Origin of the sequence: Binatus sp. (SeqCode) (assembly GCF_050013435.1) — a bacterium.
In the GTDB taxonomy this organism is placed as follows: domain Bacteria; phylum Desulfobacterota; class Binatia; order Binatales; family Binataceae; genus Binatus.
In genome coordinates, this window is record NZ_JBEKFG010000016.1 from 23,373 (window position 1) to 49,019 (window position 25,647).

A 25,647-nucleotide genomic window follows, 5' to 3' on the forward strand; every position below is an offset into this window, starting at 1 on the left:
CGCCCGACCGAACACGATATTTTTATTCGCGAACGTCAAAGCGCCGCGCTTAGCTGGAGGCCGAGCACAACGGCAATGGCCGCGAGGCAGTAGAGATGATCCCGATAGATCGCACGGGCGAGACGGGTTTGCATGTGGAGTGATTCCGCTGCCGCTCCCAGCCGCACGGCGTTTGGAAGGGTGCGCGCCCGGGCCAGTCCGATCGCGCTTGCGGCAGCGGCCAGCGAGATCCATCCGATCCACCAATGATCCGCGTTGTGCACAATTTCAGTCACGATCGCCAACAGGGTCAGCCCCATCACCACCGCGATCAGCCGGTTCATCGGCCATGCTTCGATAGTGACGCGCCGATAGTAGGCCGAGATTGACGCCAACGCCTCGGTTGGAAGCGTGTCGCCGGCGTGCTTTCGCGTCTGCACATCGAACATAAGGTCGAACCACAATACCGCGATCAGAAATCCGGCCCCGGCCGCGGCGCATGCATGCATGGCGCAAAGACCTCTCGTGCTAGATGCTGTAGTTGGTTGCGAGCTTGTGCTTTTCCGATAGCGCTTGCAGCGTCACTCGGCGCAGGATGCCGTTGACGGAGTCGCGGAGCTCGCACCATACGTCGCGCATCGCGCACGGCTGTCCGCGCGGGCACATCGACGAGCTTTCCTCCAGGCATTCAACCGGGGTGTAGTCGCCCTCGATTATTTCCACCACGTCCGCCATCGTGATTCGCGCCGGCGGCTTGGCCAACATGTATCCGCCGCTGGGCCCTTTCTGGCTGGCGACCAGACCGCCGCGCTTGAGTTCGATCAGGAGCCGGCGCAGGTAGTTTTCCGGGATGCCCTGGGCCTGGGCTATTTCCTCGACTCGAATGGGCAAAGTGGTAGGATAACGCTCTGCCAGTAACAGAAGGGCCTTCAAGGAGTAGTCAACGCCGACGCCGAACTTCATTTTTTCCGCAGCTCCCCGCTGATTGTTATTAGCATAAAGGGCCAGTAGATGGAATAGGCTACCAGCTTAGTCATCTACTTAATTGACTAAGTCAGTAACCTAAGTTATCTTTTGTCTCCGCAGGAGATTCGATCAGTGCCGAAGAGAGAGCCGCCGGCTTGGGAAATGGTCTTGAAGCGCAATTCAGTCGAGCGCCTCAAGCGGGAGTTGTTTCCGACTGAACTGGCGGGTCAATGGGACCGGCTGGCGCAGACCTCGTATGAAAAGCTTCCCGAAGAAGATATCGTGCGGCTCCAGTGGTTCGGCATGTACCACGACAAGCCGAAGATCGGAACGTTCATGATGCGGGTGAAAATCCCCAGCGGCATCCTCAGCGCCGAGGGGCTGCGGGTAATCGGTGAAATCTCCGAGACCTACGGGCGCGACCAGGGCGAGCTGACCACGCGCCAGAATTTCCAGCTTCATTACATCACGCTCGACAAGTTCCCCGAGATTCTGGAGAAGCTCAAGAGCGCCGGGCTGACGACGATGGGCGGATGCGGCGACGTGGTGCGCAACATCACGGGATGCCCGGTGGCGGGCGTGGATCGGGACGAAGTTTTCGACGTGACGCCGCTGGTCGCCGAGGCCGCGGGATTTTTCTTCGGCAATCGCGAGTACTCGGACCTGCCGCGCAAGCACAAGATATCGATCGCCGCATGCCAGCATCAGTGCAACGCTCCCGAGATCAACTGCGTCGCGCTGGTCGGGATGGTCAACGACGGACGCGAGGGCTTTGCGGTGCGCGTCGGCGGTGGACAGTCGTCCACGCCGCGCCTGTCGCGGCATCTGGGCGTGTTCATCACGCGCGAGCAGGCGATGCCGGTGATGCGCGCGATCATCGACGTGTGGCAGGGGACGACCGAGTACCGAATCTCGCGGGTCAAGGCGCGGCTCAAGTTCATGATCGACGATTACGGGCCGGAGGAATTTCGCCGGCTGGTCGAAGCGCGGCTCGGCTTCGCGCTCGAGAATCTTGCCGCGATGCCGCTCCCTGAGACCGAGAGCGATCACATGGGCATCCGCGAGCAAAGACAGCCGGGGCTCAACTATGTTGGCTTTCCGGTTTACCTGGGCCTGATGAGCGGGCGGCAGATGCGCGAGATTGCGGCGCTCACGGCCTCATTCGGCGGCGACATCCGCCTCACGCGCCGCCAGAATTTCATCATCACCGGGATTCCGACCGCGCAGCTCGACGACGTGATCGCACAAGTTGGCGCGATCGGTTTCCCGCTGAATGCGAACGGCCTCTACGCGTCGTCGATCGGATGCATCGGCGATCCGCATTGCAACTACGCCGTCACTCCGACCAAGACCAAGCTCGCGACAATCATCGAGCGGCTGGTGGATCAGTTCGGCGAGCAGGTCGGCGGTCTCAAGCTGAATCTCGATGGATGCCCCCATGCGTGCGCGCAGCACTGGACCGGCGATATCGGGTTGCAGGGCACGACCGGGCGCGGACCGGCGGGCGAGCCGCTGGAGGCTTTCGACATTATATTGCGCGGCGGGCTGGGCAAGGACGCGGCGATCGGCAAGCCGCTTATACGGCGCGTGCCGTCCGCGATGGTCGAAGACTACGTGTCGCGGCTGTTCGGGACTTACCTCGAGCGGCGCAACAGCAACGAGAGCTTCACGCACTTTTGCGTGCGCACTTCCGACGCTGACCTGATTTCAATCGCAAGTGGAGACGCAACCGGCGCCGATGTCGCCGCCGCCTGAACCGGGTAATCGCCCCAAGGACTCCGTTATGGCCGCAGGACCCCAATTTAACCAACCGCTTGAAAACCCCGAGCAGAGTCTTATGATGGATGAACTCGAAGCGGGTGAAGCGGCAGTGGCGCTCGACGACAAGGAACCTCAGGAAGTTCTGGCCTGGGCCATCGATCGGTTCGGCAAGGAGCTGGCGATATGCTGCAGCTTCCAGGCCGAAGGCTGCGCGCTGATCGACATGGCGCACAAGATCGATCCCAACATCCGCGTCTTTACTGTCGATACCGGCCGGATGCCGCAGGAGACCTACGACCTGATCGACAAGTATCGCCAGCGCTACGGAATCAAGGTTGAAGTCTTCATGCCCGATACCGCGGTCGTGCAGCAGATGGTCACCAAGCACGGCAACAATCTTTTCTACAACGACGTCAACCTGCGCCTGCTATGCTGCCAGGTGCGCAAGGTGCTGCCGCTGCGCCGCGCGCTCATGAATTACGGCGCGTGGGTGACGGGGCTGCGCCGCGATCAGTGGGCGACGCGCTCGAACATCCGCAAAGTTGAAATCGATCACGACCACGGCGGTATCGTCAAGCTCGCGCCTTTGGCCGACTGGACTGAAGCCGAGGTCTGGGGTTACATCCGCGCCAACGACGTGCCGTACAACGCGCTCTATGACAAGGGCTACAAGTCGATCGGATGCGCGCCATGCACGCGCCCGGTCGGCGAGGGCCAGGATGCTCGCGCGGGCAGGTGGTGGTGGGAAACAGGCGCGCCGAAAGAATGCGGGATGCATTGCTCGATCGAGACGGGCGGCTTCGAGCACGAGTTGGCGGCGCTGCTCGGTCAAGGCGACGGCGGACACAAACCGTAGGCGGTGATGGCGAGCGACGACCAGCCCCAAGCGGGCGAATCGATAACGCTCGATAGTCTCCAGCGCGACATCCTCATTGCGCAAATTCAGGCGTTCCTCGACGCGACGATCGATCCGCAGGCGCGCGAGGTCTATCTCGCGCTCAAGTCGGCGATCGAGTCGCTCGAAGTGCCGGCCGATCTCCAGCTTCGTCTCGGCGCGATCGTCGAGGTCGCGCTGACCAGCGGCCGCGTCAGGCGGCTGTTCGGTCCCGGCGCGGAATTGTCGCTCAACGCACTGTTCATGAAAACCCCGCGCGGCCGCGAAGTAGCCCAGTCGCTTGCCGAACTGAACAAGGCGCTGGCAACGCTCAAAGGCCAAACCGTCGAGCAGATTACGTCCACGCAGCGGAGTCCCGGTGCGTACGCGCTCACGCTCAAGACCAGCGGATGCCAGATAGTGATTCGCTTCGAGCAAGCCGGCGTCCGCGTCGAAAGCCTGGACGTAGACCTCGGCCACTAGCTGCCAGTCCGCATAAGTAGCGCCAGACTCAGGAGCGTCTGTCGAGATTCTTCGCTACAGCAACTTTCGCTCAGAATGACACGAGCTGTCGCTTGTTTTTGTCTCGTCCCGAGCGGAGTCTCTCTTTCCGTCGTCCTGAGCTATGCGAAGGATCTCGCGCGCAGGCGCGCCCCAATCCCCAACTCACGCTACGGTCAAGGTGACGCCCCGCGTCGGCAGTACTCGGCTACTGCGTGGCTCTCGCAAGCCAGTAGCCCGGCCGCCGGCGTCCGTGAGCGACCGCCAGAATCAGTACGCGCTGACGCTGTGCAATATAAGCGATCGAGAAGGGAAAGCGCTGGAGGACGAAGCGGCGAACCTGCGTGCGCGAGCGCCATCCCGGCCAAACTGGCCACATTCGAGGGTTTTCGGCAATGACCTCGAAGGCGCGCGAAACTTCACGCAGGAAGGCTGCACCTAGACTTGCTCGCTCTGCTTCGTACCAGTCTACCGCGTCGTCCAGGTCGCGGATCGCCCCTGCGTGGAGCTCGATTCTCAAGCCCTAACGCGCCCGCAATCGAAGCTCGATTCTTCGGCGCACTTCCGTCCAGTCTTCCAGCTTTGCGGTTCCGCTGACCACCTCGCGCGCGCGCCGATCAAGCTCTTCCAGCCATGCCGCGGCCGCATCGGGGTCTTCGGATTCATCGAGGCTTTGAACCAGTTCCGTCGCTAGCCGCGCGCGTTCGTGAGCGGGTAGTTTCAAAAGCTCGGGAAGAATTTCGCGACGCTCAGCCATCGGAGAAGATGGTAGCGCAGTTGCTGCCGTGGCGCGATATCTTGGCGCCCGTCGGCATCGATGCTGATCCCGATCTTCATCCGCACCTAGCGCTACGGTTCCAGGCGCTCCATCAGGCGCGGGAACGGCACCGTCTCGCGGATATGATGAATCCCGCACAGCCATCCCGTCATGCGCTCGATGCCCATCCCGAAGCCCGCGTGCGGCACCGAGCCGTAGCGGCGCAGGTCGAGGTACCATTCGAAGGGCGCCAGCGGCAGCCCGTGCGACGTGATCTTGGCGCGCAGCGTTTCGTAGTCATCCTCGCGCTGCCCGCCGCCGATTATCTCGCCGTGACCCTCCGGCGCGAGCATATCGACGCATAGTGCGACGTCGGGACGCGCGGGATCCTGCTTCATGTAGAACGCCTTGCACGCGGTCGGGTAGCGATGCACCATCACGGGGCGATCGAATTCCTCGGACAGCGCGGTTTCCTCGTCGCCGCCGAAGTCGTCGCCCCAGTTGACCGCGACGCCTTTGTTCTTCAGCCGCTCGATCGCTTCGTCGTAGCTGATGCGCGGATAGGGAAGCTGCGCCGCGGACTGCAGCCTGGTCGTATCGCGCTCGAGGGTCTTGAGCTCGGCGCCACGGCGCTGGAGCACGCGGCCGACGATGTAGGACACGAACTGCTCGGCCAGTTCCATGTCGCCCTCGAGGTCGCAGTACGCCACTTCGGGCTCGACCATCCAGAATTCCGTCAGATGACGCCGCGTTTTGGATTTCTCGGCGCGAAACGTCGGGCCGAAGCAGTATACCTTGCCGAATGCGAGCGCGCCCGCTTCCGCGTAGAGCTGTCCGCTCTGCGTCAGGTACGCCTTGCGCTCGCCGAAGTAGTCGAGCTCGAACAGGTTGGTGGTCCCCTCGCATGAAGTCGGAGTCAGGATCGGCGCGTCGAACAGGACGAAGCCGCGCTCGTGGAAAAAATCGCGGCACGCCGATTCCACTTCGCTGCGGATGCGCAAGATGGCGTGCTGGCGCGAGGAGCGGATCCACAGATGGCGGTTGTCGAGCAAAAACGCCACGCCGTGATCCTTGGGCGTGATCGGATAGTCGGTCGCCGGCGACACGATCTCGATTGACTTCAACGTGAGTTCGAATCCGCCCGGCGCGCGCTTGTCCTCGCGCACGATCCCGGTCACTTCGAGCGAGGTTTCCTGGCCCATGTGATCGGCCGCCGCGAAAAGGTCCGCGCCGAGATCGGCGAGCGACGCCACGCACTGGCATACCCCGGTGCCGTCGCGCACCTGGAGAAAATGTATCTTGCCGCTCGAGCGCTTGCCCGCAAGCCAGCCCTTGAGCGTGACCCGGTTTCCCGCATGATGCGACAGTTCTTCGATATAAACTCGCGCCATGCGCCCATTTAAGCATATCGCCGCACAAGTACAGGAGTCCGGATGCGTCGCGCGCTTAGCGCTCATCAGCTAGGCTCGATAACGGGAGAGGAGGCGGATGAACGGGCTGAACGGACTCGACTACGTTGGGATCGTGCTGTTCGCGGTCGGAGCGATCTTCGGACTGCAAAGGGGCGCACTCAGGATGGTGACGTCGGTGGTGTCGCTGGCGGCAGGCGTCTATTTCGCGTCGCTCTATTACGCCAGGGCCGGATCGTTCGCCGAGACGCAGTTCGGATCCTCGCACTCGGTCGGCGCGGTGATCGGCTACGTCGCGATCTTCGCTTTGATCTTCACGGCCGTGGAGATAATCGGCACGTCGGCGATCCGGCTGATGCAGATCGTTCACCTGAGCCCGCTGGATCGCCTGGCCGGCGGCCTGCTCGGCGCGGGAATCGCGGCCTTCTTTGCGGGTCTGGCCGTGATGTTGATGGCAGCCGTGATGCCGCCCGACGCGGCGATCCTGCGCAACTCGCAGCTGGTGCCGATGCTGCTGGCCTACAACGAGATGCTGGTGGGATACATCCCCGGTGACGCGCGACTCGCCTACGAGCGCAATCGCGATGACCTGATGAGATACTGGGTCCAGAATGCGATGAAGGGCGCGAACTCCGCGCCGTCGCCGGCTGCGTCGTCCTCGCCCTCCACGAAGTGATCGGGGAATTTCGTTTTCGCGGTTCGCGCTTACGCGATAGCGCTGTCCACGGCCTGGACCAGTCTGCCCTTGGGGACCGCGCCGATGATCTGTTCCTTGACCTGGCCGCCCTTGATGATCAGCAGGTTGGGGATGCCCCTGACGCCGTAACGTCCCGGCGTCTGCGGATTGTCGTCAACGTTGATCTTCACGATTTTGAGGCGCCCTGAGTACTCGCCCGCAAGATCGTCGAGTATCGGCGCAATCGTGCGGCATGGTCCGCACCACGGCGCCCAGAAATCGATCAAAACAGGAGTGGACGATTTCAGAACTTCCTCGTCGAAGCTCGCGTCGGTAACATGAACAATTTTGTCGCTGGACATCGGGGCTTATCTCCTGCTGCGCTCGTCGTTCTTTGAAGATAAGTACGGTGGGCTACCTAGTCAAGGCAACTAAGCTGCCGCCGCGTGACAGTGGCCGCGCGCGACAACGGAGCGCGATCTTAATGGTGGGTGCAGGGGTCACCCCTGCCACTTGGAATCCGCGCGCCGAATCCATTACCCTTGGAAAGCCATGGCTGCACCGATGATGAACGACGTATTGCCCGACCTGCTCGAGGAGATAGTTTATCTGCTCAAGCAGCAGGGTGCCGATCCGCTGGAGCCCAAGCTGCGCGCGCTGCGAATCGAGTCGGTCTGCGACTGTGGCGACGAGAATTGTGCGAGCTTCGCGACCGCCGCCGAAGTCAAGGTCGCCAACTATGTCGAGCTGCAATCGATCGAAGGACAGGTCATCATCGATCTGAACGCCGACGACGAGATCTGCTTCATCGAGGTGCTTGGCCGTCCCGACGTGAAGTACCTGCTCGAAGAATTTTACGACGCGCAGAGCTGAGCCGGCGCGCGCAGCCGCGAGACGCTAGCCCGCCGCGCGCTTTTGCGGCGCGACGCGAAACCGCTCGACGAATTCGATCACCTCGCCGGCGACGCGCGCTTTCTCGCTGTCCACGGTAATCACGTGGTAGCTCTCCTCGAGCTCGACCGCGCGTTTCTCGGGACCGCCGAGATGTTTCATCACGTAGTCGACATTTTTGCGCATCGGGCACGTGTGATCGCCCCTGGCGTGCATCACCAGCGCCGGCTGCGTGATACGCGTCAGCATCGGCTTCACCATCGCGCTTAAATCGAGCAGCTTCAGCGGCGCCGACAACGGCATCAGACGGCAGGTGGGATGCACCGATCGCGCCGCCGCATCGTGGATATCCGACCCGCCTGGATTGAACAGGTAAATCCTGTCCACCAACGAGCCGAGTATCCCGCGCGCGCCCCGCAGCATGATGGTCATTGAGGCCGGCAGAAAAAACCCCGGCGCAAGCATCACGAGTCCCGCGACCGCCTCGCCCTGATCGGCGGCCAGCCGCGCCGCCAGCACAGCTCCCATCGACAGTCCCACCACCACGTTCGGCTCGCCGAACTGCCGCAGCTCTTCCAGGCCGTTGACGACGCTTTCGTACCAGTTGTCGTAGCCCGCCGCTCCCAACTCCTCGGGCGTTCCCGCGTGACCCGCCAGCTTGACGCCTCGCACGCGTACGCCGCGCGCCGCCAGCCGCTCGCCGAGGTAGCGCATCTCGTATGGAGTTCCGGTCAGACCGTGAATCAACAGCGCGCTCACACCCGCGCCGGGAAGGAAAAACTCGTGCGTATCGACGCCCGCTGAGTTGCGCGATGCAGCCTCGTCGGAATCGGAGCTCATCCCGGTTATTGCCGCGCCCCCGGCGCGCTCCTTCAGCTTGACGACCCGGCGGCTGCGAGCTGGTCGGAGTCGACTTGTATCCTCGCCTGGTCTTTGAGTCCATCGAGGAAGCGCGTCCATGCCTCCGCGCGGCGCTGCTCGACGTATTCCTGCATGAACGATTTCTGCGCGCTCTTCCATTCGTCGTCGGCCGGCTCGGCGCGCGAGGCGACTTCGAGCAGGTACGAATTGCCGCCATTCTCCATCACGTGATCGATCACGCCCGGAATTGCCGGCACCACCGCGGCGGCGTCGGTCACCTCGGGAAATTCGCCGATACCGGGGACTTGGTGGTCGGCGCGCAGAAACGGATCGACATTTTTAATCGTGAGCTTGTTGACGGCTGCCGCCTTGTCAAAGTCGGCCGGGCTCTTGATCGTGGCGAGTATTTTTTCCGCCTGCTGGCTCGCGTCGGTTTCGGCCGTCGAGCGAATCAGCGCCTCACGCACCTGCGGCTCGATCTCCTTGAGCGCGGGAATTCGCGACGGCTGCTTCACCAGCAGCTTGATCACGTATGGCGCGCCCTTCTCCGGCACGATCGCCACCTGTCCCGCTTCGAGTTTGAACGCCGCCGCCATCAGTTCCCGGTCCCGCTCGGCGCCGCCTGCCGGTTCACCTTGCGCGAACAGCGGCGTCTCGACCGCGTCGATCCCCCGCTTCTTCGCAAGCTCCTGCAAACTGCCGCCCGCGAGCGCTGCCGTCAGATCCTCCTGCGCCGCCGCGCGCCCGAGCTTCGCTCCGGCCTGTGTGCGCAGCTCGTCAATTATCTTTGGCTTCGCCTCGGCAATCGTGTCGGCATGCGCGGACTTGAACTCCGCGAGCTTGACGACATGAAAGCCGAAGCGCGTCTCGACCATCGTGATCTGTCCCGGCTTCATCGCGAACACCGCGTCTTCGAACGGCTTGACCATCTGGCCGCGGCCAAACGTCCCGAGGTCGCCGCCTTCGAGCTTGTTGGATGGATCGTCGGAATACTTCGCCGCCAGCTTTGCGAAGTCGCTCCCCGATTGCGCCTGCTTGAGCACGTCGAGCGCCTTGGTCTTTGCCGCGGCCTTCTCCTTGTCGGTCGCACCCGCCGGCACCGCGATCAGAATGTGCTGCGCGTGAGCCTGGTCGGGATGCGTGAAGCGGGTCTTGGCGTTGCGCTTGTAGTAGCTCTCGATTTCCTTGTCGGGCGGCGTGTACTTGGCGGCCAGCACCAGCGGCTCGTAATGGACATAGAGCAGCTTGACGCGCTCGGGCTCGCGGAATTGCTCTGCGTTCTTTTTGTAGTAGTCGGCGATTTGACTTTCGGCAGGTGAGATCTGTGCGGTGAAATCGCTGTAGGGTATCTCGGCGTAGCGCACTCCGATCCGTTCGTTGCGGAGATTGTAGGCGTGGCGCGCCTCGTCGTCGCTCACCTGCACGCCGGTGTCGATCATGTTGCGCAGCGTGTCGGCGAGCATCCGGTCGCGTTCACCGTTTTCGTACTCACTGGGCTGCAGATTGTTGTTGCGCAGCACGTCCTGGTAAGTATCGAAGTCGAACTGGCCGTCGCGCTGAAAAGCGGGCTCCTTGGCGATTTTATCCTGCAGCGCCTCGTCGCTGATGCTGATGCCGAGATGGCGCGCCTCCTCGCCGATCAGTTGTTGCTCGATCAACCTGTCCATCGCTTCCTGGCGAATGTTGATGCTCTTGAGCACGACTTGCGCGTTGGCGCCGTATATCTGTTGCACGGCCTGGCGGATTTGCGTGGCTTCGCGGTCGACCTGGTCGCCAAGTATCTGCCGGCCATTAACGGTCGCGATGGGATGGACGGTGTTGAATAATCCACCGCCACCGAAACCCCAAAACGCCATGATGAGCGCCAGGAAGGCGAACGTGACTTGCACTTGCCACGAGTACTGGTAACGGCGGATTCCTTCTAACATTGCCGCGATATCATACTTGACCGCCTTTTCGATGCGCAATTGCACCCGGTTACTTGCCTGGGCCGCCTGTCCTCTGTTAGCGTGTCGCGCAGCGGTAGTGCGACGGACCCAAACGTCTCCGCCAGAGAATTCTTCAACATTTGGGCCGCGTCTTGGGGTGGTATTCGGGCCGGGTCCGGGTTGCGGCATCTGAACCGCAACCGGGCAGGCAAGGGGCAAAATTCGTGGTCCTCAATTCGATTTTCGGCTGGTTCTCCAACGATCTCGCGATCGATCTTGGCACCGCCAACACGCTCATCTATGTCAAGGGCGAAGGCATCGTTTGCAACGAGCCCTCGGTCGTCGCGGTGCAGAAAGATTCGCGCGGCTCGCGGCGCGTGCTGGCTATCGGCTCCGAGGCGAAAAAAATGCTCGGCCGCACGCCGGGCTCGATCGTCGCCATCCGGCCTCTCAAAGACGGCGTGATTGCCGACTTCGAGATCACCGAGAACATGCTGCGCTACTTCATCCAGAAGATTCACTCGGGCAAGACGCTGGTGCGTCCGCGCCCGCGCATCGTCATCTGCGTGCCCTTCGGTATCACCGCGGTCGAGAAACGCGCGGTGCGCGAATCGGCCGAGTCGGCCGGCGCGCGCGAGGTCTATCTGATCGAGGAGCCGATGGCGGCTGCGATTGGCGCCGGCCTTCCCATCACCGAGCCGACCGGCAACATGATCGTCGACATCGGCGGCGGCACCACCGAGGTCGCCGTGATCTCGCTGGCCGGCGTGGTCTTCTCGCGTTCGGTGCGGGTGGCGGGCGACAAGATGGACGAGGCGATCATCCAGCACATCAAGCGCAAGTACAATTTGTTGATTGGCGAGCGCACCGCCGAGCTGATCAAGATAACCATCGGTTCGGCCTACCCCGGCAACGAGATTCAGACCATGGAAATCAAGGGCCGCGACCTGGTCGCCGGCGTGCCCAAGATTATCGAGATCACCGACGAGGAGATTCGCGAGGCGCTGATGGAACCGGTGCGCCAGGTCGTCGAGTCGGTGCGCATCGCGCTCGAGCGCACGCCGCCGGAACTCGCCTCCGACATCGTTGACAAGGGAATAGTGCTGGCCGGCGGAGGCGCGCTGCTGCGCAACCTCGACGTATTGCTGCGCGAGGAGACCGGACTTCCAGTGACGCTGGCCGACGATCCGCTGACCGCGGTCGTGATGGGTGCGGGCAAGGTGTTGGATGAACTGTCGCTGCTGCGCGACGTGACCGTTGACTGATCGGCCCGCCGGATATCTCTCGAAACTTGAGCCGGCGCGTCGGGCCCTATTGACGTGAGAGGCAGCTTTCTCTGGCGCAATCGCGTGCTGCTGACCAGCGGCGCGCTGCTCATTGTATCGCTTCATCTGATCTCGACCGGAGTCCATCCCGGCGATCTCGCGGCGCGTCCGGAGTCCGCATTTCTGGAAATCATCAGTCCCGTTGACGCTGCGTTTACCCGCCTCAGCGACGGCGTTTCATCGATCGCCACCGGCTACCTCGACTTGGTTCACGTGCGCGAGGAAAACGCCCGCCTGCGTATCGAGCTGGCGCGGGTCAACAGCGATCGCGCGCGCCTGACCGAGCTCGAAGTCGAAAATCGCCACCTCGGCGAACTGCTCGAACTCAAGGACGTGCTCGGCGCCAAAGCGGTTGCCGCCAACGTGATCGGCAGCGACGCCACCGGCCTTTCACGCACCCTGATGCTCGCCTCGGGTTCCAGCGACGGACTTCGTCCCGGCATGGCCGTGCTCGCCAACCAGGGCGTGGTCGGCAAGATCATCGCCATCAGTCCGCACGCTTCGCGCGTGCTGTTGATCGACGACCACAACTCCGCGCTCGACGGCTTCGATCAACGCTCGCGCGCGCGCGGAATCGTCGCCGGGCTGGTCGATGGTGGATTGATACTGAAGTACGCCGATCGCTCGCAGGACATCCGCATCGGCGACACTATCGTGACCTCGGGCCTCGATGGAATTTTCCCGCGTGGCCTGCTGGTCGGAACGATCCAAAGCGTGCACCGCGGAGCGCCGGGCTTGTTCCTTGGCGTCAGGATCGAGCCGGCGGTTGATTTTCGCGAACTCGAACAGGTGCTGATCGTCACCCAACCGCCGCCCCACCTCGACGACCCGGCCAAGGACTGACGGATTTGCGCCTCACCCTGCTGTTCGCGGCGTTCGTGGTGCTGGGATTGGCGTTTGAATCGGCGGTCCCGCACCTGGTTTCGTTTCGCGCGCTGATTCCCAACCTCATTATCATACTGGTTGTCGATCTCGGCCTGCGCCATCACGGCGTCGTGCCCGCGATGCTGGCGTTCGCGATAGGCTACGCGACCGACGCACTCGCCGGCTCGCATCCCGGTCTCAACGCCTTCATGATGACGATGGTCTTCATGGTGAGCTACGAAATTTCGACCCGGCTGATGGTGACCAACGCGTTGGTCGGCGCGACCGTGGTGTTCTTCGGTGTGATCGCGACCGCGCTGGCCACCGTTGCCTTTGCCGACGGGTTCAACGCGCTTTCCGACACCGGCTCGATGCTGCCGGGACTGACGCTCCAGGCCGCCATCTCCGCGATCGTCGCCCCGTTCATCTTTTCGATGCTGGCCGCAAGCAAGCGGATGACGGGATTGCCTGTGAGAGCTAAGCGCGAATAGATTGTAAGCACGGGAACGCATCAGTGGCGAAGTTCCACATCCCTAAAAGCAATCGGCCTGTTCCGCTTCTGGAACCGCGAATCGCGGCGTTGACCGCCGTGATGTTTGTGGTGCTCGGCCTGGTCTCCGTGCGCCTGTACTACCTGCAGGTTCTGCATCATCAGGAAAATATCGAGCTGGCCGATCGCAACCGGATTCGCATCCAACGCGTGCCCGCGCCGCGCGGGCTGGTTTTCGATCGCAATCACCGTCCGCTGGTCGATACGAAGCCGTCGTTCGACGCGCAGCTCGTGCCCGAGGATTCCGACAATCTTTCGCTCACCATCGAAAGGCTCGAGCGCTACACCGGCGCAGATCAAATCGCCGGCAAAATTTCCGACGCCGACGAGGAAGGCCGCCCGCCCTACGAGCCCGTCACCGTCGCCGAGCGTCTTGGATGGCAACAGGTGGTGGCGCTCGAGGCGCATCAGCTCGAGCTGCCCGGCGTCAGCCTCCAAATCACCCCCGCGCGTCATTACCTGTACGGCCAGCTCGCCGCGCATCTGCTCGGCTACGTCGGCGAGGTCACCAAGAACGATCTGATCCAGAAGCCCGACTACCACATGGGCGACGAGATCGGAAAATTCGGCCTCGAGCGCGTGTGGGAGAGTTATCTGCGCGGCGACGCCGGCGGACAGGAGATCGAAGTTGATTCCGTCGGGCGCCGTCTGCGCGTGCTCAAGGAAATTCCCGACAAGCCCGGCGAAAGCATCGTCATGACCATCGATCTCAATCTCCAGCAGGCCGCCGAGCAGGCGATGGCCGGGAAGAACGGCGCCTTCGTCGCGCTCGATCCGAGAAACGGCGACGTGCTCGCGATGGTCTCGCATCCGGCCTTCGACCCCGACATCTTTGGCGGCGGCGTGAAGGCGTCGGCGTGGCGCGAACTGACGACCGACCCGAACCATCCACTGCAAAATCGCGTCATCCAGGGAATTTATCCGCCCGGCTCGACTTTCAAAATCGTCGATACGATCGCCGGTCTTCAGGAAGGCACGCTCAATCCTGAAACCGCCTACAATTGCCCCGGCGGGATGTGGTTCGGCGGGCGCGAGTATCATTGCTGGCGCCATCAGGGCCACGGCACCATCGAGCTGCACGATGCGATCGTGCGCTCGTGCGACGTTTATTTTTACAACGTCGGAGCAAAGCTCGGCGTCGATCGGATTGCGAAATGGTCCAATCAGCTCGGACTCGGAATTAAGAGCGGCATCGATCTCGATCACGAGAATCCCGGCACCATCCCGTCGTCGGCGTGGAAGCAGAAGCGCTTCCACGAGCGATGGTATCCCGCGGAAACGCTCTCGGTTGCCATCGGCCAGGGTTACGTCGCGACCACGCCGCTCCAGATGGCGCAGGTCGCCGCGCAGGTCGCCAACGGCGGCATCCGCTATCGGCCGCAATTCGTCAAGTACGTCGAGGGACTCGACGGCAATGTCGCCAAGTCATATCCGCCGGTGATCGAAAACCGAATCAAGATCGATCCCGATTCCCTCGAAGTCGTCAAGGACGCGATGGCCGATGTCGTCAACGGCGCCGGCGGTACCGCGCACAAAGCCCATCTCGACAACGTCGTCGTGTGCGGCAAAACCGGCACGGCTCAGGTCGTCGGCAACAATGCTCCGGTCGGCGAGAGCGAGGAAGAGGACAAGACGCCCGATCAGTTCAAGGACCATGCGTGGTTCATCGCGTTCGCGCCCAAGGATCATCCGACCATCGCCGCAGCCTGCATCATCGAGCACGGCGGTCATGGCGGCAGCGCGTCGGCGCCCGTGATCCACGACGTCTTCCAGCGCTACTTCCAGCTCAATCCTCCCCCGCCCAAACCTGAAATAGCGCGCGTGCTCGAAGACGCCTCGCCATCTCAATGACGGGAGTGCGGCCCTGATGGCGGGCGGCGATCGCAGGTTCATACTTCATTTCGACTGGACGCTGTTCCTCGTGGTCCTCGCGTTGGCCGGAATCGGGCTGGTCAGCGTCATCAGCGCGTCGTACACGAGTGCGCATCGGACCCTGGACCCACTGGTAATTCGCCAGTTGATTTGGATTGGGGCCGGAACAGTCGCGATGCTCATCGCGGTCCTTGTCGACTATCGAGCTCTGCAGGCCTACGCCTATCCATTTTATGTGCTGGTGATCGGACTCCTGATCGCCGTGATGATCTCCGGCCACGCCACCGGCGGATCGCGCCGCTGGATCAATCTGGGCGCCTTCCATCTCGAACCCTCCGAGCTGGCCAAGCTCGCCGTCGTGCTCGTGATGGTGCGTTATCTGCGTGAGGAACCGCCGAAAGGCGGATGGGGCCTGCGCCATTTGATCATCCCGTTCCTCCTGCTCGGCATCCCCGCGGCGCTCGTGCTCAAGCAACCCGACCTCGGCACGGGACTGATCCTCGTGTTGATCACCCTTACGTTGATTTTCGTGAGCGGCCTGAATTTGCGCACGATGCTGGTGCTGGCGATGGCCGCGATGCTCGCGGCTCCGCTGAGCTGGCACTATCTCAAGCCTTATCAGCGCCAGCGCCTGGTCAGCTTCATCAACCCGCAGGCCGACCCGCTCGGCTCCGGCTACCACATCATCCAGTCTGAAATCGCGATCGGCGCCGGCGGTCCCTTCGGCAAGGGATTTCTGAAAGGCACGCAGGCGCGGCTGAATTTTCTGCCCGAGCAGAGCACCGATTTTATTTTCGCGGTTTTTGCCGAGGAGTTCGGTTTGGCAGGCGCGCTCGTTTTGTTGACATTGTATGCGGGCGTGATTGCGCGTGGCGCATGGATCGCCAGGCACGCGCGCGACCGCTTCGGCGCGTTGCTCGCGATCGGATTGACGGCGATCGTCTTCTGGCAGGTGGCGGTCAACATCGGGATGGCGACCGGGATGCTGCCGGTGGTGGGAATCACGTTGCCGTTGGTGAGTTATGGCGGTTCGTCGCTGATCGCGATGATGGCGGCGATGGGCATTCTCATCAGCATCAACACCCGCCGCTACCTGTTCTGAGTTTTTTCGATGAGGTAAAGCACGTGGCTCACAAAAAAAAGTTCACCGATCCGACCGACATCGAAATTACCGAAATTCATGTCCGCTTCGTCGAGGTGATGGAGACGGTCAGACTCGAAACGATCAGCCCCGAGATGAAGCAGCGCTACCTGGCGATCATGAAATCGCTGACGGAAAAACTCGCCATGCCGAGCAAGCCGCTGCACGAAGTTCTGGGCGAGATGATGGCCGAGACCGGCCCGCTCATCTTCCAGGCGATGCAGCGCTAGCGAGTGCGGTTACGCTTCGAAGGCGTAGGCCGCCTCCTCATGCTCGCTGAGATCGAGTCCGACCTGCTCGCCTTCGGGCGCCACGCGAATCCCGACCAGCGCATCCGTCACCTTGAGCAGAATCATGCTGCCGATGAACGAAAACGCCATGGTCGCGACGACGGCTGTCGCCTGCACGAATAGCTGGCGCGGATTTCCATAGAACAGACCGTCGGCGCCTGCCGCGTTGACCAACACGCTGGCAAACAGCCCGGTCGCAAGCGCGCCCCATATTCCGCCGACCGCATGCACGCCGACCACGTCGAGCGCGTCGTCGTACCCGAACCGCGACTTCATCCGGACCGCGCTGTAACAGAGCACGCCTGCGACCGCGCCGATGATTATCGCCGGGATGGGGCCGACGTATCCCGACGCCGGAGTTATTGCGACCAGGCCCGCCACCGCGCCGCTCGCCGCGCCCAGCACAGTCGGCTTGCCGCCGATCCACCATTCCGCCAACACCCACGTCAGCGCCGCGGCCGACGCGCCAAGATGGGTCGCGACGAATGCGGACACCGCCAGGCCGTTGGCTGCCAGCGAACTCCCCGCGTTGAACCCGAACCATCCGACCCATAGCAGTCCCGCGCCGGTGACGGTCATCGTCAGGTTATGCGGCTGCATCGGCTCGTGCGGGTAGCCGCGGCGCTTGCCTACCATCAGCGCGCCGGCCAGTGCGGCGACGCCCGAAGAGATATGAACGACAGTGCCGCCGGCAAAATCGAGCGCGCCCATCTGGTGAATCCATCCGTCGACGCCCCATACCCAGTGCGCCAGCGGATCGTAAATCAAAGTGATCCAGAGGATGCTGAAAACCAGGAACCCCTTGAATGACATTCGCTCCGCGATCGCGCCGGTGATCAGTGCGGGCGTGATCACGGCAAACATGCACTGGTAAATCATGTACGCCTGATGCGGCACGGTCGCCGAATAGGCGGCATACGGCTGCGAGGCGCTGACGCCGCTCAGTCCTGCCCACGAAAGTGCGCCGACTAACGCGCTGCCGGGCGCGAATGCGAGGCTGTAGCCGAACAGCACCCATTGGATCGACACGATTGCGACCAGGATGAAGCTCTGCATCAACGTCGAGAGCACGTTCTTGCGCCGCACCATCCCGCCGTAAAAGAGCGCGAGTCCCGGAATCGTCATCATCAGAACCAGCGCGGAGCAGAGCAGCAGCCATGCGGTGTCGGCGCCGTCGAATTTTGGCGCGCCGGAGGTTTCGGCGGCGGCGGGAGACGCGAACGCCAGACACAATGCCACGCTCAGCACGATCGGGTTGCGCGCGAGCGAGCGAATCGATTTCGGGGCCATGTTTGAAGCCTCCAAGCTTGCGAGAGCCTTGGCGATCGGCCTTCGCAGATCTCAATTGCGAGTGAACCTGCCTGAGTTTTCCGAAAAAAACAACATTTCATTTTGCAATGTGGATTGCGCGCAAAGAAAAAGAGGCGGATGGGGATGGTACCGGCATAGCCCGTGCGGGTTGCTTGGCCAGTGATGTGATAAAAAACGGCTTACCGATGAAGTTCAGCCGCATCACAGTCGATCCGCGCCAAATGGATGGCATTCCATGCATCCGGGGCATCCGGATTCCCGTCGCGACCGTGGTTGGCATGGTGGCGGACGGCATGACTCGCGGGGAGATTCTCAAAGCCTATCCCGATCTAAAGGCCAAGGACCTCGAAGAGGCTCTGCGCTACGCTGCAGAGGCTGTCCGCGAACGCGAATTGCCGCTGCGCTCCGCGTCTTGAGATTTCTCGTCGATAATTCTCATTCGCCACTTGTCGCCGACGGCCTGCGAAAGGCCGGACATGACGCCTCTCACATACGCGAATACGGGATGCAGACGGCTGATGACGCGCGGATTTTCGAGCGCGCCAAGCGCGAACGCAGGATCATAGTCGCAGCTGACACCGACTTCGGCACGCTCCTGGCGCTACGCGAAACGCGAGAGCCGTCGGTGATCCTCTTCCGCCGCGCCTCGCAGCGTCGTCCGGAAAAGCAGGTGCGTCTGTTACTCGCGAATCTTGGCGATGTCGAGGAAGCCCTGGGCGAAGGGAGCGCGGTTGTATTCGAGGAATCGCGCGTGCGGGTTCGGCGCCTGCCAATCAAAAGGGTAGCCCGACGGCATAAGCCATAGTTGAGTGCGAATCGATCTCGCTGACTATTGGCGGATACGCGCTTCCGACGATCGACGGCTCAAGCATCGTGATAGCTACATCTATGCACCGGCCCCATTCCCGCCGCGCTACATGAGTGCTCGTGTCATTCTGAGCGAAGGCTGCTGAGATTGAGCCGAAGCCCTGAGTGCTGCCGAAGGGGAAGAATCCCGGATCCGGGTTCCTTCGGCTGCGCTCAGGATGACACAAAAAAAGAGCGCGCCAGCATATGTAGCTCCAGCCCCGACGCCCAGTTATGCAAAGGTCTCCTTATAGGCAGAGGAAATAAAGAAGATGATGGATGATCCTCAGCCCTTGGGGAGGAGCAGGATGCGCTCGCCGATCATGTTCTTCTGCACCGGCGAGGTGCCGCCCGCGATCGTCAGCGACTCCGAGTACAGTATCCGGCGCATCCAGTCGCCCTCGGGCGCGAACGGCGTATGGCCCTCGAGCAGCGCGTACTCGCCGAGCAGGCGGGTGATGAACTTGGTCATCCGCTGGCCCAGGTCGGTCGAGAGCAGCTTGGAAATCGACGCTTCGGGGCCGGGTTGCTGACCCTTGAGGCGCTTGGAGAGGCTGCGCAAGCCGTTGTACTTCTTGGCGGTCGTTTCGATGGCGAACTGGGCCATTTGCTGGCGGATGTCGTTGTCCTCGATTGCCGGCCGGCCATTTAGCTGCACGGCTTTGGCGACCTGGACGAGTATATGGAGCAACTGTTCGGTGCCGCCGAGCGTCTCGCCGATGCCGAACCGCTCGTGCATCAGGGTCGCGACCAGCACCTGCCATCCCATGTTGAGCGGGCCGAGCAGGTTTTCCTTGGGCACGCGCACGTCCTCGAAAAAGATTTCGTTGAACTCGCTGTCGCCGGTGATCTGCTTGAGCGGACGGACGCTCACGCCGGGCGATTTCATATCGACCAGCAACGCGCTCATCCCCTTGTGCTTGGGCAGGTCGGGATCGGTCCGCACGAAGAGCTGCACGAAGTCCGAGCGTTGCGCCATCGTGGTCCAGACCTTCTGGCCGTTGACGATAAACTCGTCACCCTTGAGCTCGGCGCGGCACTGGATCGACGCGAGGTCCGAGCCCGCGCCCGGCTCCGACAACCCCTCGCACCAAATCTCGTCGCCGGTGAGGATCGGATTGAGGTAGCGTTTTTTTTGCTCGTCGGTCCCCCATTGCATCAGGGCCGGCCCGGTCATGATCACGCCGAGCACGTTGCATCCCATCGGCAGGTTGAGGCGGCCGAGTTCCTGCTGAAAGATGACCTGCTCGATGAAGGTGGCGCCGCGGCCGCCGTATTCCTTGGGCCAGGTCAGGCCGGCCCATCCCGCGGCGTAAAGTTTTTTGTGCCAGGTCTTGAGACGCTGCCATATTGCGTCGCCGCCGCCGGTTTCGAGGTCGGCGGCACTGCCCAAAGATTGAGGGCGATTCTCTTCGAGCCATCGCCGCACTTCCATCCGATACGCGTCCTGTTCGGGCGTCCAGGTAAAATCCATTTGGTTCGAAAATCTCCTCTTTCAGTACTCGGAGCCGAAGCGCCCCACCAGGCCAATGTGGCGGGATACTCGAGTATCTCTTGAGTAGCGCCCATGCGGACCGCGGAGCAAGAGGCGCGCGGCGCGGGGGCGGGGGTGTCCATATATCACACAAAAAGATGACGGAGAGAGAGGACTTAGAGAATTGGCGGGGGAGGCGAGGCGGCGAACTCGGCTTTGAGCGCGTCGTAACTCTTGAGATCGTCGATCGTGCGGAAGTAGCCGCGATGGACATAGCCGAACACCGGCATTTCTTTTGCCACCATCGGCGCGAACAGGCCGGCCATCAGGCTCCAGGGCGGCGCCGGCGGCATCAGGTCGAACACCGCGCGATCCGCGACGATCACGCCGCAATACATGAACGGCGATAGCCATGCGGCAAGGTTGTCATCGAGGGCGGCCGGGTAATCGTCGTATTGAAGCGGGTCGCGGCGCGCCAGCAGACGCATCCGGCGGAGTTTTTTGCAGGCGTCGATTTCGAGACGGCTGTAGTAATCGAGATTGGCGGGGTGGAACAGCGCGATGGTGGCGATGGCGGCGCGCTCGCGATGCATCGCGAGCATCGCGCGCAGGTCGAGATCGAGGATCGTGTCGCTGTTGGCGATTACGAAGGTATTTTCATTTTCGATTTTTTTTTCGTTGTTGCCGCCCAAAAACTCCCGCAGCCCATTGAGCGGGCCGCCGGTGCCGAGCAAAACCGGCTCGGGCGCATACGTGATGCGCAGTCCGAGCCGCGATCCGTCGCCGAGTCCGCGCGAAACGGCGGAGGCCAGATGATGGACGTTGATCACGACCTCGGTGACGCCGCCGCGCCGCAGCATCGCAAGCGGATAATGGATCAACGGCCGTCCGCCGAGTTCGAGCATCGGTTTCGGCGTCACGTCAGTCAGCGGGCGAAGCCGCTCGCCCATCCCGGCGGCCAGTACCAATGCCTTCATTGAATCAACACCCTGCTAGGCGCCGAGCGCCGCGCAAAGTTCAGGAAACTCCTGCCCCATCTGCGCAAGCATCCGGCGCGCCTGTGCGAGCGCATGCGGGATGTAGGGACGGTATCCGCGCTTGCCGCCGCGCTCGAACATCTCGAAGCGTCCGATCATCTTGAGCGCGTGCTGCAAAACGCACAGGCGGTAGCTGCCGATGAATTCCGCCGGCTCGAGCGTGGCGGGGACGCCGCGGCGCGAGATTCCCGCGCAGTAGAAGTCTAGGATGCGTTGCTCGATCTTCGGCGTAACGAATTCATCGGTGTCGCGGGTGGTCAGGAGCACGGCGAGATCCTGCGCGGCCGGCGCCATGAGCGCATCCTGAAAATCGATGATTCGAATTCGCGGACCGTCCTGGATGAACAGGTTGTGGCCGTGGTAGTCGCGATGCGAGAACACGCGCGGGAAACGATCGAGCCGCGCGGCCATCCGCGTCAGCTCGGGTGCGATGCGTGAATAATCGGCGCCCGACGCGACGGCGGCGAGGCCAACTTCCGCAAATTCCTTCATCTCCCATTCGAACAGCCGGCCGCTGTAGGCGATCTCCCGCGCGACACATCGGCGGTCGATTTGACCGGTGCCGTCAACGTGCAGGCGGATCAGTTCGGAGGCGGCAAGCCGGAACAGGTCCGCGGCGTCGGCGCCGGGGCGGCGGACGGCGTCGAGCAGGGAGAGCTCGCCGACATCTTCGACCATCAACGCGCGCCGGGCGAGGTCCGCATCGTAGAGCGCGGGAACCGGAGCGCCGATCGACTCGAGGGCGCGATGCACGTCGATCCACGGCGGGTCGGCGCGGCGCCGCGGGACAAGATTCAGGGCGCGAACGTAGCCGGGGAAGTCGTCGGGGCCGAGATCGACGAGGATCGCGGTGTCAGGCGCGCCGGTTTCGCCGCGCGGGGCGATGTTTGGTTTTTGCTGCGCAATCGATACGCGCCAGAAACGACGCGTCGAGAGATCGCCGCGCAGAGCGGCGATTTTGTCGACGCGCGCGCGCGGCCATCGCCGCGCGACCACCTTTGCCGCCCATGTTTCGAACGCGTCGTCGTGTTGCACGTGATGGATTGTAGCGGCGCAATAGCGGTTGCGCGAGTATCAGGAGCGCCGGTGACAAGTGAAAAGCGACAAGTGAAAAACCGGCGCGGCCGTTGGTGGCCGCGCCGGTTTATTTCTCAATCAGTCGCGCGACTTTCTTCACGCGATCACGCCAGGCATCAGTCGCCCGCTATCCCGTGTCCGCCCTCGGCCGCGCGCGCCATCGCCTCGGGAGTGAACCACTCGCGATCCACGGCGCCCATGTTGATGAACCAACTCTCGGGTGACGGAGCGTTCATCGACGGGTGATAGCAAACGCTGGCAAAGCCACTTTGCACGTTGACCGTCGAGGATCCGACGCCGAACTCGCGCTTGAAGGGATAAATCGCGATGCGGGAGTCGGGGCGCGCCCGGTCGGCATAGTTCATCCACGAGACGTAGCTGTTGAGCAACTCGCCGCGTCGGTCATACATGTCGACGAACATCGGGAAGTCGGCCTCTGAGTCGATGTAGATAATTTCGCGGCTGAAAAGCGGGCTGGCGTACCGTCCCGGCCGTGCCTTGGCCTCAAGCATGTAGATATGCCTGAGCTGCCAGGGGTCGGGGCAATGGCTGGCGCCGCCGTCGGTTGGACAGCGGACATCGACGCCGTGATGGACGTCGATCGCGGCGAGCATCGTCTTCTCGCCCAGGAACTTGAAGTCGTAGTCCTCGGGCTTGCCGCTCCATCCGAAGTAATGGTTGGGATCGTAAGACTGCGCGCCGGTCGCGGAGTCACTGAGCGTATAGCTCAGACGGCGGATGCGGCGCGAACCAGGCTCCCAGGTCCAACTGTCGTCATCGTGTCTCGGATCGGCGTAGCGGAACTTGAGGATCCCGTTGCCGCGGGAGGTAGCCGGAGCCAGAACCGGATAGAGCAGCGCCTCGTAAAAGCGTCCAGTTACATTGAAATCAGGATCGATCGGCAGCGGTTCGACTTCGGTGCGCCCGACTTCGTTGTAGCCCGCATAGTGGCCGATCTCGATATCAATGATCTGGAAAAGCGGTTTGTTGATGCCCCAGTACTCGCTGTCGCAATCGAACCAGCGCAGATCGTAGTCGTCGGTGGATATTGGCCGGAACACTTCGTTCCAAATGACCTTCTGGGCCGCCTGCGGATCGTTAGCGTCGATGATCGGAAACGGCTGACCGGCGACGTAGCCAATCAGGCTGCGCTTGTCAGGGGTCAGCCTGGTCTGGCTCGAGTACTTTTCGGTCGCCTCGGTGTAGGGCTGCGGCCAGTCGATGCGCTCGGTCGGCTCGACCTTCATCGACATGCCGTGCTGGACGCGCATGAACGCGCCCGGTGGAAGCAGGTCTTTGACCTTGTACGCGGTGTCCGGGGTGATGAAATCCCCGGGTTTCACCTGAGCCGATGCCGGCGCGCTGGTAATCGCGACCACCAGCGTCAAAGCAGTCAGAACTCCGCCGCACCAGACTCCCCATCCGATTGCGCGTTTCATGTTGGCTCCCCTTCGGCAAGCGGTTGCCGGCGTTTGGAATTTGTCCCCGCAACAATCTCCTAACATCGTACGCAGGTAATTAGTCCTGCGGCTCGAAGTCGTCAATAGCACTAATGATCACAAAAGCATCAATGATCACAAAATGGTTGGGTATGCTTCAGCACAAGCAAAATGACGCCTGCGCACCAGCGTCAACGACGCGATGAGCCGTCGGCGACCGCGACCGGCCGGAGACATGGGTAACGCTTCTTCGTATTGGAACGCGCAGGAGAGCGAGGGCGGCTGCCTCCTTCGCCGCTCCAGGGGCCCGCAGCCCGGATGATGGCCAACGAGTTTGAGGATGACGCCATCGACGATTCCCAGGGGCGCCGGAACAATCGAGTTTTGGCGCTTCGGGGCGTTCGGTTTACATGCGGGGAGCGATTGGCTAGTTTGGTCGGCGTTTTTGGTGTGTTTGAGTGACATCCGGAAAATTCAATGCGCGCGCGCCGCGCGCGCCGTCAGCTTTCGGGCTTCATCGCCCGCGCCGCGGGTTATCGCCGGCCGGTCGCGCAATGCGGACGCCGGGCGGCGTGCTAATAGCGCTGGTGCTGGCGGCGTTCTCGTTTTCGCTGTTGGCCGCCGCCGTCGCGCGTGCGCAGGGCCCGGCTCCGATAATCTCCAAGATTGAGATCACCGGCAATCAACGCGTCGACCGGGACGCGATTCTGATCCACATCACGCAGCAGCCGAACCAGCCGCTCGATCAGACGGCGGTCGATGCGGACATCAAGTCGATTTACCGGATGGGGTTTTTCGAATCGGTGACCGCCCGCGTGGAGCAGCAGGGCGGCCGCAGCGTGCTGGTCTACCGGGTGAGGGAGCGCCCGCAAATTACCGACGTCAAGTTCTACGGGATGAAGGCGGTTCGGTCCAACGACGACAAGATAGTCGCGGCGGTGAAGGTGCATCCGGGGTCGATCCTCGATCCGGTCGCGGTAAAGGAGACTATCGCCGGCGTGACGCAGGTTTACGCGAACGAGGGCTACACGGACGCCAAAGTAGTCTTCAAGCCGATACCGCAGCCCGACAACACGGCGTTTGGCGAATTCGACGTGACCGAGGGGGTGAAGGTCAGGATCACCAAGATCGTGTTCGAGGGCAACACGGCATTTTCAGCGTCCGTCTTGAAAGGCCAGATGGAGACGGCGACCTACAGCAAATTGCTGAGCTGGCTGACCGGATGGGGCGCGCTCGATCAGAAGAAAATGCAGGAGGACGTCGATCGGCTGACGGCGTTTTACTACGACAACGGCTACCTGAACGTGCAGGTCGCGCAGCCGCAGGTGGTGCGCAACGGCACGGAGATTACGATCCTGATAAGGATCGACGAAGGCATTCCGTACCGCGTCGGCCGAATCAACATCGAAGGCAACCTGAAGTTTCCGCGCCGCGAACTGCGCCGGCTGCTGACGATGAAGAGCGGACAACTGTTCCGCGGCTCGGCGTTGCAGCGCCAAGTGCTCGCACTGTCGGATTTCTACTCGAACCGGGGCTATGCGTACGTCAACATCGATCCGCGCACGCAACTGGTCCACACCAGCAAGCGAGTCAACGTGGTGTTCGTGATCAATCCGGGTCACGAAGTGATAATCGACCGGGTCAATATCAGCGGCAACACCAAGACCTCGGACAAGGTAATCCGCCGCGAGATCCAGGTCCAGGAGCAGGAGCCGTACAGCGCCGAAGAGATTCGGGATTCGAAGGTGCGGCTGGACCGGCTGGGATTCTTCACCGACACGCGCATCACGACCTCGCTGGCGGCGCAGCCCGACAAGA

Annotated in this window: 27 protein-coding genes; 14 read left to right on the plus strand and 13 right to left on the minus strand. The window is 62.3% G+C overall.

The features are described from left to right. Nucleotides 1-35: 35 nt before the first annotated feature. Nucleotides 36-488: a hypothetical protein gene (locus tag ABSB13_RS05130; RefSeq protein ID WP_428106072.1), complete on the minus strand. Its 453-nt coding sequence runs from the start codon at nt 486-488 to the stop codon at nt 36-38. Between the two features lie 19 nt (nt 489-507). Then, on the minus strand, nt 508-942 hold the full coding sequence (locus tag ABSB13_RS05135; RefSeq protein ID WP_428106074.1) for an RrF2 family transcriptional regulator: 435 nt from the start codon (nt 940-942) through the stop codon (nt 508-510). Nucleotides 943-1,107: 165 nt separating this feature from the next. Between ABSB13_RS05135 and ABSB13_RS05140 the strand changes: the two genes are divergently transcribed. The 3 genes from ABSB13_RS05140 to ABSB13_RS05150 all read left to right on the plus strand — a co-directional run bounded on the left by ABSB13_RS05140 (nt 1,108) and on the right by ABSB13_RS05150 (nt 4,063). After that, a complete protein-coding gene (locus ABSB13_RS05140) occupies nt 1,108-2,700 on the plus strand; it encodes a nitrite/sulfite reductase (RefSeq protein WP_428106129.1) in 1,593 nt (530 codons plus the stop codon). Between the two features lie 85 nt (nt 2,701-2,785). Further along, nucleotides 2,786-3,562 (plus strand): phosphoadenylyl-sulfate reductase, encoded by a 777-nt coding sequence (locus ABSB13_RS05145; protein ID WP_428106076.1) that lies wholly within the window; start codon nt 2,786-2,788, stop codon nt 3,560-3,562. A 6-nt stretch (nt 3,563-3,568) separates the two neighbouring features. After that, nucleotides 3,569-4,063, plus strand: a complete 495-nt coding sequence (locus ABSB13_RS05150) for a hypothetical protein (RefSeq protein ID WP_428106078.1) — start codon at nt 3,569-3,571, stop codon at nt 4,061-4,063. Nucleotides 4,064-4,289: 226 nt separating this feature from the next. Here ABSB13_RS05150 and ABSB13_RS05155 read toward each other — a convergent pair whose 3' ends face one another. The 3 genes from ABSB13_RS05155 to asnS all read right to left on the minus strand — a co-directional run bounded on the left by ABSB13_RS05155 (nt 4,290) and on the right by asnS (nt 6,229). Continuing rightward, nucleotides 4,290-4,601: a type II toxin-antitoxin system RelE/ParE family toxin gene (locus ABSB13_RS05155; protein WP_428106080.1), complete on the minus strand. Its 312-nt coding sequence runs from the start codon at nt 4,599-4,601 to the stop codon at nt 4,290-4,292. 3 nt (nt 4,602-4,604) lie between these two features. After that, nucleotides 4,605-4,838: an addiction module protein gene (locus ABSB13_RS05160; RefSeq protein WP_428106082.1), complete on the minus strand. Its 234-nt coding sequence runs from the start codon at nt 4,836-4,838 to the stop codon at nt 4,605-4,607. A gap of 92 nt (nt 4,839-4,930) precedes the next feature. Further along, nucleotides 4,931-6,229, minus strand: a complete 1,299-nt coding sequence (gene asnS / locus ABSB13_RS05165) for an asparagine--tRNA ligase (RefSeq protein WP_428106085.1) — start codon at nt 6,227-6,229, stop codon at nt 4,931-4,933. 97 nt (nt 6,230-6,326) lie between these two features. Between asnS and ABSB13_RS05170 the strand changes: the two genes are divergently transcribed. Next, the gene (locus ABSB13_RS05170) at nt 6,327-6,923 is read left to right on the plus strand and encodes a CvpA family protein (protein WP_428106086.1); all 597 of its coding nucleotides are present in this window, start codon (nt 6,327-6,329) and stop codon (nt 6,921-6,923) included. 29 nt (nt 6,924-6,952) lie between these two features. Here the strand turns inward: ABSB13_RS05170 and trxA are convergent, their stop codons facing one another. After that, nucleotides 6,953-7,285 carry a thioredoxin gene (trxA, locus tag ABSB13_RS05175; protein ID WP_424673441.1) on the minus strand — a complete coding sequence of 111 codons (333 nt, stop codon included), beginning with the start codon at nt 7,283-7,285 and terminating at the stop codon, nt 6,953-6,955. A gap of 190 nt (nt 7,286-7,475) precedes the next feature. Here trxA and ABSB13_RS05180 point away from each other — a divergent pair, with 190 nt between their 5' ends. Continuing rightward, nucleotides 7,476-7,796: a hypothetical protein gene (locus ABSB13_RS05180; RefSeq protein ID WP_428106089.1), complete on the plus strand. Its 321-nt coding sequence runs from the start codon at nt 7,476-7,478 to the stop codon at nt 7,794-7,796. Between the two features lie 24 nt (nt 7,797-7,820). On the opposite strand, the gene ABSB13_RS05185 is transcribed toward ABSB13_RS05180, so the two are convergent. After that, on the minus strand, nt 7,821-8,654 hold the full coding sequence (locus ABSB13_RS05185) for an alpha/beta hydrolase (RefSeq protein WP_428106090.1): 834 nt from the start codon (nt 8,652-8,654) through the stop codon (nt 7,821-7,823). A 32-nt stretch (nt 8,655-8,686) separates the two neighbouring features. After that, complete coding sequence (locus tag ABSB13_RS05190) at nt 8,687-10,603, minus strand: SurA N-terminal domain-containing protein (RefSeq protein ID WP_428106093.1); 1,917 nt, start codon at nt 10,601-10,603, stop codon at nt 8,687-8,689. A 224-nt stretch (nt 10,604-10,827) separates the two neighbouring features. On the opposite strand from ABSB13_RS05190, the gene ABSB13_RS05195 reads away from it, so the two are divergent. From ABSB13_RS05195 to ABSB13_RS05220, 6 genes are read left to right on the plus strand one after another with little or no spacing between them, the layout of a single operon-like run. Then, nucleotides 10,828-11,868 carry a rod shape-determining protein gene (locus ABSB13_RS05195; protein ID WP_428106095.1) on the plus strand — a complete coding sequence of 347 codons (1,041 nt, stop codon included), beginning with the start codon at nt 10,828-10,830 and terminating at the stop codon, nt 11,866-11,868. Nucleotides 11,869-11,922: 54 nt separating this feature from the next. Continuing rightward, complete coding sequence (mreC, locus tag ABSB13_RS05200; RefSeq protein WP_428106098.1) at nt 11,923-12,771, plus strand: rod shape-determining protein MreC; 849 nt, start codon at nt 11,923-11,925, stop codon at nt 12,769-12,771. A 5-nt stretch (nt 12,772-12,776) separates the two neighbouring features. Further along, nucleotides 12,777-13,283 carry a rod shape-determining protein MreD gene (gene mreD / locus ABSB13_RS05205; RefSeq protein ID WP_428106101.1) on the plus strand — a complete coding sequence of 169 codons (507 nt, stop codon included), beginning with the start codon at nt 12,777-12,779 and terminating at the stop codon, nt 13,281-13,283. Nucleotides 13,284-13,306: 23 nt separating this feature from the next. Next, entirely contained in the window at nt 13,307-15,193 is a 1,887-nt protein-coding gene (gene mrdA / locus ABSB13_RS05210; RefSeq protein ID WP_428106103.1) for a penicillin-binding protein 2, read from the plus strand. 16 nt (nt 15,194-15,209) lie between these two features. Beyond that, on the plus strand, nt 15,210-16,316 hold the full coding sequence (gene rodA, locus ABSB13_RS05215) for a rod shape-determining protein RodA (protein ID WP_428106105.1): 1,107 nt from the start codon (nt 15,210-15,212) through the stop codon (nt 16,314-16,316). A gap of 23 nt (nt 16,317-16,339) precedes the next feature. After that, nucleotides 16,340-16,585: a hypothetical protein gene (locus ABSB13_RS05220; protein ID WP_428106107.1), complete on the plus strand. Its 246-nt coding sequence runs from the start codon at nt 16,340-16,342 to the stop codon at nt 16,583-16,585. Nucleotides 16,586-16,594: 9 nt separating this feature from the next. Here the strand turns inward: ABSB13_RS05220 and ABSB13_RS05225 are convergent, their stop codons facing one another. Next, nucleotides 16,595-17,935, minus strand: coding sequence for an ammonium transporter (locus tag ABSB13_RS05225; protein ID WP_428106109.1), 1,341 nt, complete (start codon nt 17,933-17,935; stop codon nt 16,595-16,597). Nucleotides 17,936-18,042: 107 nt separating this feature from the next. Between ABSB13_RS05225 and ABSB13_RS05230 the strand changes: the two genes are divergently transcribed. Beyond that, nucleotides 18,043-18,372 carry a DUF433 domain-containing protein gene (locus ABSB13_RS05230; RefSeq protein ID WP_428106112.1) on the plus strand — a complete coding sequence of 110 codons (330 nt, stop codon included), beginning with the start codon at nt 18,043-18,045 and terminating at the stop codon, nt 18,370-18,372. Continuing rightward, nucleotides 18,369-18,761: a DUF5615 family PIN-like protein gene (locus ABSB13_RS05235; protein WP_428106113.1), complete on the plus strand. Its 393-nt coding sequence runs from the start codon at nt 18,369-18,371 to the stop codon at nt 18,759-18,761. Before ABSB13_RS05230 ends, ABSB13_RS05235 begins: the two co-directional genes overlap by 4 nt. Before the next feature lie 327 nt (nt 18,762-19,088). Here the strand turns inward: ABSB13_RS05235 and ABSB13_RS05240 are convergent, their stop codons facing one another. The 4 genes from ABSB13_RS05240 to ABSB13_RS05255 all read right to left on the minus strand — a co-directional run bounded on the left by ABSB13_RS05240 (nt 19,089) and on the right by ABSB13_RS05255 (nt 23,829). Then, on the minus strand, nt 19,089-20,276 hold the full coding sequence (locus tag ABSB13_RS05240) for an acyl-CoA dehydrogenase family protein (RefSeq protein WP_428106116.1): 1,188 nt from the start codon (nt 20,274-20,276) through the stop codon (nt 19,089-19,091). Between the two features lie 176 nt (nt 20,277-20,452). Further along, nucleotides 20,453-21,253, minus strand: a complete 801-nt coding sequence (locus ABSB13_RS05245) for a nucleotidyltransferase family protein (protein WP_428106119.1) — start codon at nt 21,251-21,253, stop codon at nt 20,453-20,455. Nucleotides 21,254-21,268: 15 nt separating this feature from the next. After that, entirely contained in the window at nt 21,269-22,348 is a 1,080-nt protein-coding gene (locus ABSB13_RS05250; protein WP_428106121.1) for a phosphotransferase, read from the minus strand. Between the two features lie 158 nt (nt 22,349-22,506). Next, nucleotides 22,507-23,829: a DUF1329 domain-containing protein gene (locus ABSB13_RS05255; RefSeq protein ID WP_428106124.1), complete on the minus strand. Its 1,323-nt coding sequence runs from the start codon at nt 23,827-23,829 to the stop codon at nt 22,507-22,509. Nucleotides 23,830-24,383: 554 nt separating this feature from the next. Here ABSB13_RS05255 and bamA point away from each other — a divergent pair. Further along, nucleotides 24,384-25,647 (plus strand): outer membrane protein assembly factor BamA (gene bamA, locus ABSB13_RS05260; RefSeq protein ID WP_428106126.1); only part of this gene is annotated, 1,264 nt, incomplete at its 3' end.

Excerpts from the sequence above, each read along its gene's own strand:
- ABSB13_RS05130 (WP_428106072.1), bottom strand. The coding sequence starts at position 488 with ATGCATGCATGCGCCGCGGCCGGGGCCGGATTTCTGATCGCGGTATTG.
- ABSB13_RS05135 (WP_428106074.1), bottom strand. The coding sequence starts at position 942 with ATGAAGTTCGGCGTCGGCGTTGACTACTCCTTGAAGGCCCTTCTGTTA.
- ABSB13_RS05140 (WP_428106129.1), top strand. The coding sequence starts at position 1,108 with ATGGTCTTGAAGCGCAATTCAGTCGAGCGCCTCAAGCGGGAGTTGTTT.
- ABSB13_RS05145 (WP_428106076.1), top strand. The coding sequence starts at position 2,786 with ATGGATGAACTCGAAGCGGGTGAAGCGGCAGTGGCGCTCGACGACAAG.
- ABSB13_RS05150 (WP_428106078.1), top strand. The coding sequence starts at position 3,569 with ATGGCGAGCGACGACCAGCCCCAAGCGGGCGAATCGATAACGCTCGAT.
- ABSB13_RS05160 (WP_428106082.1), bottom strand. The coding sequence starts at position 4,838 with ATGGCTGAGCGTCGCGAAATTCTTCCCGAGCTTTTGAAACTACCCGCT.
- asnS (WP_428106085.1), bottom strand. The coding sequence starts at position 6,229 with ATGGCGCGAGTTTATATCGAAGAACTGTCGCATCATGCGGGAAACCGG.
- ABSB13_RS05170 (WP_428106086.1), top strand. The coding sequence starts at position 6,327 with ATGAACGGGCTGAACGGACTCGACTACGTTGGGATCGTGCTGTTCGCG.
- trxA (WP_424673441.1), bottom strand. The coding sequence starts at position 7,285 with ATGTCCAGCGACAAAATTGTTCATGTTACCGACGCGAGCTTCGACGAG.
- ABSB13_RS05180 (WP_428106089.1), top strand. The coding sequence starts at position 7,476 with ATGGCTGCACCGATGATGAACGACGTATTGCCCGACCTGCTCGAGGAG.
- ABSB13_RS05185 (WP_428106090.1), bottom strand. The coding sequence starts at position 8,654 with ATGAGCTCCGATTCCGACGAGGCTGCATCGCGCAACTCAGCGGGCGTC.
- ABSB13_RS05190 (WP_428106093.1), bottom strand. The coding sequence starts at position 10,603 with ATGTTAGAAGGAATCCGCCGTTACCAGTACTCGTGGCAAGTGCAAGTC.
- rodA (WP_428106105.1), top strand. The coding sequence starts at position 15,210 with ATGGCGGGCGGCGATCGCAGGTTCATACTTCATTTCGACTGGACGCTG.
- ABSB13_RS05225 (WP_428106109.1), bottom strand. The coding sequence starts at position 17,935 with ATGGCCCCGAAATCGATTCGCTCGCTCGCGCGCAACCCGATCGTGCTG.
- ABSB13_RS05230 (WP_428106112.1), top strand. The coding sequence starts at position 18,043 with ATGTGGATTGCGCGCAAAGAAAAAGAGGCGGATGGGGATGGTACCGGC.
- ABSB13_RS05240 (WP_428106116.1), bottom strand. The coding sequence starts at position 20,276 with ATGGATTTTACCTGGACGCCCGAACAGGACGCGTATCGGATGGAAGTG.
- ABSB13_RS05245 (WP_428106119.1), bottom strand. The coding sequence starts at position 21,253 with ATGAAGGCATTGGTACTGGCCGCCGGGATGGGCGAGCGGCTTCGCCCG.
- ABSB13_RS05255 (WP_428106124.1), bottom strand. The coding sequence starts at position 23,829 with ATGAAACGCGCAATCGGATGGGGAGTCTGGTGCGGCGGAGTTCTGACT.